Source organism: Faecalibacterium sp. An77 (genome assembly GCF_002161315.1).
GTDB lineage: Bacteria > Bacillota > Clostridia > Oscillospirales > Ruminococcaceae > Faecalibacterium.
The window spans coordinates 1-8,443 of sequence record NZ_NFHK01000071.1; the positions used below are offsets into that span (position 1 = coordinate 1).

The window sequence follows — 8,443 nt, forward strand, 5'->3', positions numbered from 1 at the left end:
CCACCGACGGAACCCCCGCCCCCTGCCGCCAGAAAAACGCCGCCGGCTTTCTGGCGGGGGACACCCCCGGCGTGATGGCCACCTATGGCTCCGGCGGGCGGGAGCCTGACTCCCCCATCCCCACCCTGGAGAACGAGGACACCGTCCGGGACCTGGTCCGCTGGCGGCAGGAAGCCCCCTACGGCTGACCCACCTGAAAAATTTTTGCGTAACCCGTTGCAATCCGGGCCCGCTTCCTTTATTATGGTTAATACGAACACCATTTGAAAGAAAGCAGGTAATGGCAAAATGGCAGAAATCAAGTACGACATCATCCAGAAGATCGCAGTCCTGTCCCAGCGGCCCCGGGGCTGGGAGCGCCAGCTCAACCTCATCAGCTGGAACGACGGCGAGCCCAAATACGACATCCGGGACTGGTCCCCGGACGGCACCCGGATGGGCAAGGGCATTTCCCTCAGCGCCGAGGAAATGGGCATCCTGAAGGGCATCCTGGAGGATATGGAGGAGATCACCGTCCCCGACGAGCCCGAGCTGCCGGAGGAATAACATGACCCAGCGGGAAGAATTCCTGTCCCTCTTCCGCCAGCACGTGACCCGGCCGGGGGCCGAGCGCCTGCTGGACTGGATGGACAACAACACCGACTTTTTCACCTGCCCGGCCTCCACCCGGTTCCACGGCGCCTGTGAAGGGGGCTTGTGCATGCACAGCCTCAACGTCTACCACGCCCTTCACGACAGCTTTTTCCAGGAGGGCGAGAGCGAGGAGAGCTTTGCCATCTGCGCCCTGCTCCACGACCTGTGCAAGGCCAACTACTACAAAGTCTCCTCCCGCAACGTCAAGAACGATGCCACCGGCCAGTGGGAAAAGGTCCCTTACTACACGGTGGAAGACCAGTTCCCCTACGGCCACGGCGAAAAGAGCGTCTTTCTCATCGAGCGGTTCATGCGGCTCAAGACCGAGGAGGCGGTGGCCATCCGCTGGCACATGGGCGGTTTTGACGACTCGGCCCGGGGCGGCAGCTTTGCCATCTCGGAGGCCTACGACCGCTACCCCCTGGCCATCAAGCTCCACATCGCCGATCTGACGGCCACCTACCTGATGGAGCACCGCACCAGCAGCGTCCGGTGACGCTTTGGCCGGGGCGGCGGACGGTTCGCCCGCGTCACTCCCAACACAGCACAAAACCCCATTTCTTCCCCTGTTCGGGGCGGAAATGGGGTTTTTCCGGTTTTGAGGCCGGGTATCGGCGCAAAAGAAAAGCCCCGCCGGGGTCCGGCAGGGCTTTGGGATTCGAATGGGGCGGGGTCAATCCATCTTTCCCCGCAGATAGGCGGACTGCTTGAGAGGGATATGTTCCTTCTGCATCAGCAGATCCAGCTGGCCCAGAACCTGAGAGGTCATGTCGTCCAGCGGGCCGCGCCTGCGGACCGGCGGCTGCTCGGCCGCAGGGGCCGCCGCTTCCCGGGGTTCTTCCTCCGGCTCGGGGGGAAGCATCACCGGGGCCTTGCGGGGCTCGGGGGGCTCCAGCAGTTCCATGGGCGACGCAAGCCAGGCGGGCTCGTCCTCCGGCTCATCGAAGGCAGCCGGTTCGGCCGGCTCCTCCTCTGCCGCTGGGCGCTCCTCGCTGGGGGCCGGGCCCAGGCCGTCGGGCCAGAAGGGACCGGTGTTCTCCTCTTCCTCCGGGACAAAGCCCAGCTCCCGCGCCTTGTTGCACAGGGCGGTCAGCTCGGCGTTTTCCTTTTTCAGGGCCAGGATCGCCCGGTCACAGGCAAAGAGCTTGGTCTCGTACTGCCGGATCTCCTGCTGGGCGGCGGCCAGCCGGCGGCTCAGGGCCTCCAGCTGGGTCTCGCCCGGTCTGGGTTCTTCCGCCGCCGGCACGGATGCGTCCGGCTGTAGTTTGATCTCTTCGGTCGTCAAAGCCAGCACCCCCTCCAAACGGCGCAGCCTGCGGCGGGCCTGGCGGGCCTGCCGGGCACAAATTCCCCAGGCGCGGTCAATGCACAAAAGAAGATTCTCCTTCTCGCGGTTCTGCACCGCCAAAAGCCGAAGCATCTCCTCCGTCATAGCCGCTTCCCTTTACGTGTCGTTGTCCGATGTGTTTACTTGCGCTTGTTCAGGATGGCCAGCAACTCATCGTAGTACCGGTTGTCGGTGTTCTCCTCCTCCACAGCGGGGGCGGGCTTGGCAGAGCCGGGAGCCGTGCCGTCGGCGTTGAAGACGGCGCCGCTGCTGGTGGTGGAAGAAGAAGCCGCGCTGGACGCAGCAGAGCCGGCGCTGGCGCTGTCCAGAGCCGAGCGCAGAGCGTCGCCGGTCCGGTTTTCAAAACCGGTGGCCACCACGGTGATCCGCATCTCATCCGACAGGTTTTCATCAAACGCAGTACCCCAAATGATGTTGGCATCGGGGTGTGCACTCTGGGTGATGAGGCCTGCGGCCGTCTCGATGTCCTCCAGGCCGATGTCGGGGCTGGAAGTGATGTTGATGATGACGCCGTGGGCGCCTGCAATGCTGGTCTCCAGCAGCGGGCTGCTGACGGCGGCCTTGGCGGCATTCTCTGCCTTGCCGGCGCCCTTGGCGCTGCCGGTGCCCATGTGGGCGTAGCCGGCGTCCTTCATGATGGAGCGGACGTCCGCGAAGTCCAGGTTAATGAAGGCGGGCACGTTGATCAGGGCCGAGATGGACTCGACGCCCTGGCGCAGCACATTGTCGGCGGCCTGGAAGGCGTTCATCAGGGTGATCTTCTCCTGGCTGATCATCTTCAGGCGCTCGTTGGGGATGACGATCAGGCTGTCCACGTGCATCAGCAGATTGGCGATGCCCTGCTCAGCCAGGCCCATCTTCCGCTTGCCCTCAAAGGCAAAGGGCTTGGTGACAATGCCCACCGTCAGGATGCCCAGATCATGGGCAACCTCAGCCACCACGGGGGCTGCACCGGTGCCGGTGCCGCCGCCCATGCCGGCGGTGATAAACACCATCTGTGCCCCCTTGAGCACATTGGCGATCTCGTCCTTGCTCTCCTCGGCGGCGCGCTGGCCCACCTCGGGATCTGCACCCGCACCACGGCCCTTGGTCAGCTTGGAGCCCAGCTGCACCTTCACCGTGGCATGGTTCTTGGTCAGGGCCTGCTGGTCGGTGTTGAGCGCGATGAACTCCACGCCCTGTAGACCGTCGGCCACCATCCGGTTCACGGCGTTGCCGCCGCCGCCGCCCACGCCTACCACTTTAATCGTGGTAACGTTTTCGTCCAATTCTTCGTCAAGCATCAAAGCCATAGTTTTGTTCCTCCGTCAGGCAATATGGTCACCGTGCCGCCAAGCCCTGGTCCTGTTGTCCCCAGCCGCACAGATAAAACTCTCGTGAGTTACACAAGTTTATCCTATCATCTTTTGGCCTTGATTGCAAGTTGTTTTTTTCTTTTCAAGGCGCTTTTTTGGAATTTGTTTCTTCCCATCCGTATTTCCTACTCAATTCGTGCCCCCAAACCGGTCAGCATTTCCCCCAGAGAGGCATAACCCCGGGCGATATATTCGCACCCGGCGATCCTGGTTTTGCCCTGCGCCCCCAGAGCCGCCACCACCAGGGCCGCCCCGCCCCGCAGATCGCAGGCGGTGACCGCCGCTCCCCGGAGAGGCCGCCCGCCCCGAATCCGCAGCGTCCGGCCTTCCACTTTCACCTGGGCCCCCATGGCCGCAAAGCCCTCGGCACAGCCGAAACGGGCCTCAAACACTCGGTCCTCCAGGACGGTGGTTCCCTCCCCAAAGAGCAGGGCCGCCGCCACCAGGGGCGCGGCGTCGGTGGCCAGGGCCGGGTATCCCCCGGTGACCAGGCGGCCGGCTCCCTGCAGGCTGCCCATCCGGCCCACCGTGGCGCTGCCGGCGGTGCGGCTGACGGTGCAGCCTGCCTGCTCCAGCACATCCAGCACCGGCCCATAGAGGGAGGGGCTGCACCCGGCAATGGTAATCCAGCCCCGGGCCGCCGCCACGGCGCAGGCCAGGGTGGAGGCACAGATCCGGTCGGGCATAGGGCGGTAGGTCGCCCCATGGAGCGCCCCCACCCCCTGAATGTGGATTTCGTCGGTGCCGGCCCCCTGGACTTTTCCGCCGCACCGGTTCAAAAACTGCGCCAGATCACAAATTTCCGGTTCTCTGGCCGCGCCGTGCAGGATGGTCTCGCCCCGGGCGGTGCATCCCGCCAGCAGCACCGTCTCGGTGGCCCCCACGCTGGGCCCCGGCAGACAGATTTCGGTTCCCCGCAGCCCCCAGGGGGCGGTCAGCACCAGTCGGTCCCCCGCCTGGGTAATCTGAGCCCCCATCTGTTCCAGGGCCGCCAGGTGCCAATCCACCGGCCGGGCTCCGATCCGGCAGCCGCCGGGCAGAGCCGTCTCTACCCGGCCCAGCCGGGCCAGCAGGGGCGCTGCAAACAGCACCGACGCCCGCATCCGGGCCGTCTCGGCCAGAGGCATCCGGCAGCAGGAGGGCGGGCCGCTGACCACCACGTCCTCCCCCTCCCAGGCTGCCCCGCAGCCCACCGCCCGCAGGATGCCCAGACAGTCCTCCACATCCGACAGCCGCGGCACCTGTTCCAGCCGCACCGGCCCGCCGCACAGGAGGCTGGCCGCCAGCAAAGGCAGCACGCTGTTCTTGGCCGCAGGAACCTCCACCGTCCCATACAAAGAGCGCCCGCCCTGCACCGTCATCGTTCTGCCCATAAGAATACCCCCGTTTCGCAAAAGATACCCTACGGTATGCAAAACGGGGGTTTGGTGTGAGAAAAGAGCCTCGATTGTATCCCGGAAAACCACCGGGGGAATTACCCGCGGAATTTGTCCAAAAAAGTCGCCTTCTAACTCTCCTGCCGGGACACCGACAGGACAATCCCCATCTCCCCCAGAAGCATCATCAGACTGGTGCCGCCGGAGGAGAAAAAGGGAAGGCTGATGCCGGTGTTGGGGATGGTGTTGGTGACCACCGCAATGTTCAGAGCCGCCTGCATGGTCACCTGGACTACAAAGCCCACCACCAGCAGACCGCCGAACCGGTCGGGGGCGTGGACGGCCAGGGTGATGCCCCGCAGCAGCAAAAGAACAAAGAGGGTCACCACCGCCAGCGCCCCCACAAAGCCCAGCTCCTCGCAGACAATGGAAAAGATAAAGTCGTTCTGGGGTTCCGGCACAAACATATGTTTCTGGCGGCTGTTGCCCAGACCCAGGCCGGTGGCCCCGCCCGAGCCGATGGCATACAGGCTTTGAATGGTCTGATGGCCATCCCCCAGCGGGTCGGCAAAGGGGTCCAGCCAGGAGGCCAGACGGCTGGCGGCATAGGGCACCAGGTCGGGCATGACGGCCACTGCCGCGCCCACGGCGCCCACCGCCCCGGCCCCCGCCAGGATAAACCATTTCATCCCGGTGCCGCCCACAAACATCAGCACCGCCCCAATGCCCAGAATCAGCAGGGTGCCCGACAGGTGGGGTTCCAGCAGCATCAATACCGCCACCATCCCCAGCACCAGGCCAAAGGGCAGCACCCCCACCGAAAAGCTTTTCATTCGGCTGGCATTGAGGGAAATAATATGGGAAAAAGCCAGCACCACCGCGAACTTTGCGATTTCGCTGGGCTGTAATGTTCCCACCCCGGGGATCACCAGCCAGCGCTTGCAGCCGTTGTATTCCGGCATGAACAAAACCAGCACCAGCAGCACCAGGGACACCCCCAGCACCGGCCAGGCCAGCTTGTGATAGATATGGTAATCCACCCGGCTGGCCAGCCACATGGCGATCAGGCCCAGCGCCGCATACAGCAGCTGGGGCCGGATGTAGGCATAGGCATCCCCGCGCCGGTAGAGGGCCACTGCATAGCTGGCGCTGAACAGCATCACCAGCCCGAACCCTACCAGAGTCAGCACCAGCACCAGAAACGGCAGGTCCAGAGGATATGAGGTTGTCAGTCCCCGCCGCTTGGCCAAGGCCGTGGGGTTCCACCGTGCCGTTGCATCTTCTGCCAAAGCGCACCGCCTCCCTTCCAGGATATTGTACGCAGAGCCGCCCCGGCTTAGTCATGCCGGCGGCAATGCGCCGCATATAGTAGAGGGAAAAGGGGGGATTTTTATGCCGCAGCCCCAAGAGCGCAGCCTGCCCGACCGCAGTTTCCGCCTGCGGGCCCGGTTGGTGGCGGGGGTATTCTGCGCCATCTGTTTCACCGGCCTGGCCGCACGGCTGGCCTGGCTCCAACTGGTCAGCGAGGACTGGTACACCCAGCGGGCCTTGGGCCAGCAGCTGCAGGACACGGTGGTCCCCGCCGACCGGGGCAAAATCTACAGCGCCGACGGGATGGTGCTGGCTTCCAACGCCAGCTGCTGGACCCTGCGGGCCTCTCCCCGGGAGATGCCGGAGGACAAACTGGAGCTGGCCGCCCAGTCTCTGGGCCACATTCTGGACCTGGATGCGGCGGATTTACTGGAAAAATTCAGCGACCGCTCCTCCAACGACTGCCTTTTGCGGTACCGTGTGGACCGGGACACCGCCGACGCCGTCCGGACCTTCTGCGAGGACAACGGAGTCACCGGCATCCGCATCAACCAGGACACCAAGCGCTGGTATCCTGAGGGGACATTTTTGGCCTCGGTGCTGGGTTTTACCAACGTGGACAACGCCGGCGTTTCGGGGCTGGAGCTGGAATACGACCAGGTTCTCACCGGGGAAAACGGCCTGGTTCTGACGGCGGTGAACGCCTGGGGCTACACCCTGGAACAGAGCTATGCCGTGGAGCAGCCCCCTGTGGAGGGGGATTCACTGGTGCTGACCATTGACTCCAACATCCAGCGCTATCTGGAAAACGCCCTGGGCTACGCGGTGCAGGAGCACAGCGCCGCCGCCCGCGGGGTGGGGATCGTTCTGGACGTCAACACGGGGGCCGTGCTGGCCATGGCCACCACCCCCGCCTACGATCCCAACCAGCCCCGGATCATCTACGACGACACCGCCCGGGCCGCTGTGGACGCCCTCACCGGCGAGGAGCGCAGCGCCGCCCTGCAGCTGGCCCAGCAGACCCAATGGCGCAACAAAGCGGTCAGCGACCTGTACGAGCCGGGCAGCGTCTTCAAGCTCATCACCTGCGCGGCGGCCCTGGACGCAGGCGCCATCGCCCCCACCGACACCTTTGTCTGCGGGGAATCCATCTCGGTATCCGGGACACGGTTTCACTGCGCCAACCGGCGGCGGCACGGAGTCCAGACCGTCACCGAAGCCCTAATGAACTCCTGCAACCAGAGTTTCATCCAAATTGGCGCCCGTCTGGGAAAAGAGGCCTTCTGCGACTATTTTGCCGCCTTCGGACTGCGGGGCGCCACCGGCATTGATCTGCCCGCAGAACCCACCAAAAGCCTCTATTACACCGCCGACCGGATGGGCCCTGTGGAGCTGGCCTCCTGTTCCTTCGGCCAGAGCAGCAAGGTGAGCTACATCGGGATGGCGGCAGCGGTGGCCGCCATTGTCAACGGCGGGCGGCTGATGCGGCCCTATGTGGTATCGGAAATCCGCAGCGCCGACGGTTCTGTCGTGAGCCAAACCCAGCCCAACTGCACCCGCCAGGTCATCAAGCCCGAGACCTCAGCCATTATGTGCCAGATGATGGAGGCCGTGGTCACCAGCGGCGGCGGCCAGAATGCCCAGATTGCAGGGTACCGGGTGGGCGGCAAGAGCGGTACCAGCCAAAAGCTGGACAGCGACGACCCCAAAGCCCGCATCGCCTCTTTTGTGGCAGTGGCCCCCATCAACGATCCCCAGATGCTCTGTCTGATCTGCATTGACGAGCCCCACAGCTGGACCACTGCCGGCGGCACCATTGCGGCCCCGGTCTGCGCCGAAGTACTGGAACAGGCCCTGGTCTATCGCGGCGTGCCCCGCACAGCGGTTCCCGAATCCGCAGAGACCACCGCCGAGCTGCCCCCGGACGGCGACAGCTTTACCGGCGAATAAAACAGCAGGTCCCCGCCTCTCCTGTCACGGAAAAGCGGGGACCTTTTTATTGAATTTTTCCGTCCGATTTCCTGCCGGCGGTCTATTTTATTTGTGCCCGAATTTGTCCTTTTATTTCTTTTCCGCAGCTTCTTCCGTGTGAAAAAAACAACAAGAGAAAACCCCCGAGGATTTATCCTCAGGGGTTTTGTAGAGAAGCCGGCACCTACCTATTTTCACAGGCCGTGTCCAGCCAACTATCTTCGGCACAAGTGAGCTTAACTTCTGTGTTCGGAATGGGAACAGGTGGGACCTCACCGTCATCGACACCGGCTGTTCAGAGTTTTGCGTCTGAACAATCTCTCTATTCTCTTTTAGAAGGACGTGCCTTCAGAACTGAATAATAATCTGCGTTTGCAATCAGAGTACAAGTGCTTTCAACCTGGTCAAGCCCTCGATCTATTAGTACACTCTTGCTGAATGGATCGCTC

General features: G+C 63.6%; 7 protein-coding genes, 1 rRNA gene and 1 pseudogene. 4 read left to right on the plus strand and 5 right to left on the minus strand.

The features are described 5' to 3' along the window. The 3 genes and pseudogenes from B5G28_RS14745 to B5G28_RS13610 form a co-directional block, all read left to right on the plus strand. A pseudogene (locus tag B5G28_RS14745) lies at positions 1–188 on the plus strand (hypothetical protein); the annotation flags it as partial. A 100-nt stretch (positions 189–288) separates the two neighbouring features. Then, positions 289–546 carry a PC4/YdbC family ssDNA-binding protein gene (locus tag B5G28_RS13605; RefSeq protein WP_087249678.1) on the plus strand — a complete coding sequence of 86 codons (258 nt, stop codon included), beginning with the start codon at positions 289–291 and terminating at the stop codon, positions 544–546. A gap of 1 nt (position 547) precedes the next feature. Continuing rightward, complete coding sequence (locus B5G28_RS13610) at positions 548–1,129, plus strand: hydrolase (protein ID WP_087249680.1); 582 nt, start codon at positions 548–550, stop codon at positions 1,127–1,129. Between the two features lie 177 nt (positions 1,130–1,306). On the opposite strand, the gene B5G28_RS13615 is transcribed toward B5G28_RS13610, so the two are convergent. The 4 genes from B5G28_RS13615 to B5G28_RS13630 form a co-directional block, all read right to left on the minus strand. Further along, complete coding sequence (locus tag B5G28_RS13615; RefSeq protein WP_143405383.1) at positions 1,307–2,065, minus strand: hypothetical protein; 759 nt, start codon at positions 2,063–2,065, stop codon at positions 1,307–1,309. A 35-nt stretch (positions 2,066–2,100) separates the two neighbouring features. Next, complete coding sequence (gene ftsZ / locus B5G28_RS13620; RefSeq protein WP_087249684.1) at positions 2,101–3,273, minus strand: cell division protein FtsZ; 1,173 nt, start codon at positions 3,271–3,273, stop codon at positions 2,101–2,103. A 188-nt stretch (positions 3,274–3,461) separates the two neighbouring features. Next, a complete protein-coding gene (gene murA / locus B5G28_RS13625; RefSeq protein WP_087249686.1) occupies positions 3,462–4,709 on the minus strand; it encodes a UDP-N-acetylglucosamine 1-carboxyvinyltransferase in 1,248 nt (415 codons plus the stop codon). Between the two features lie 134 nt (positions 4,710–4,843). After that, positions 4,844–6,001: a putative peptidoglycan glycosyltransferase FtsW gene (locus B5G28_RS13630; protein WP_242962217.1), complete on the minus strand. Its 1,158-nt coding sequence runs from the start codon at positions 5,999–6,001 to the stop codon at positions 4,844–4,846. A gap of 103 nt (positions 6,002–6,104) precedes the next feature. On the opposite strand from B5G28_RS13630, the gene B5G28_RS13635 reads away from it, so the two are divergent. After that, a complete protein-coding gene (locus B5G28_RS13635; protein ID WP_087249688.1) occupies positions 6,105–7,973 on the plus strand; it encodes a penicillin-binding transpeptidase domain-containing protein in 1,869 nt (622 codons plus the stop codon). A gap of 196 nt (positions 7,974–8,169) precedes the next feature. Here B5G28_RS13635 and rrf read toward each other — a convergent pair. Further along, positions 8,170–8,286 (minus strand): 5S ribosomal RNA (gene rrf, locus B5G28_RS13640). Positions 8,287–8,443: the final 157 nt, after the last annotated feature.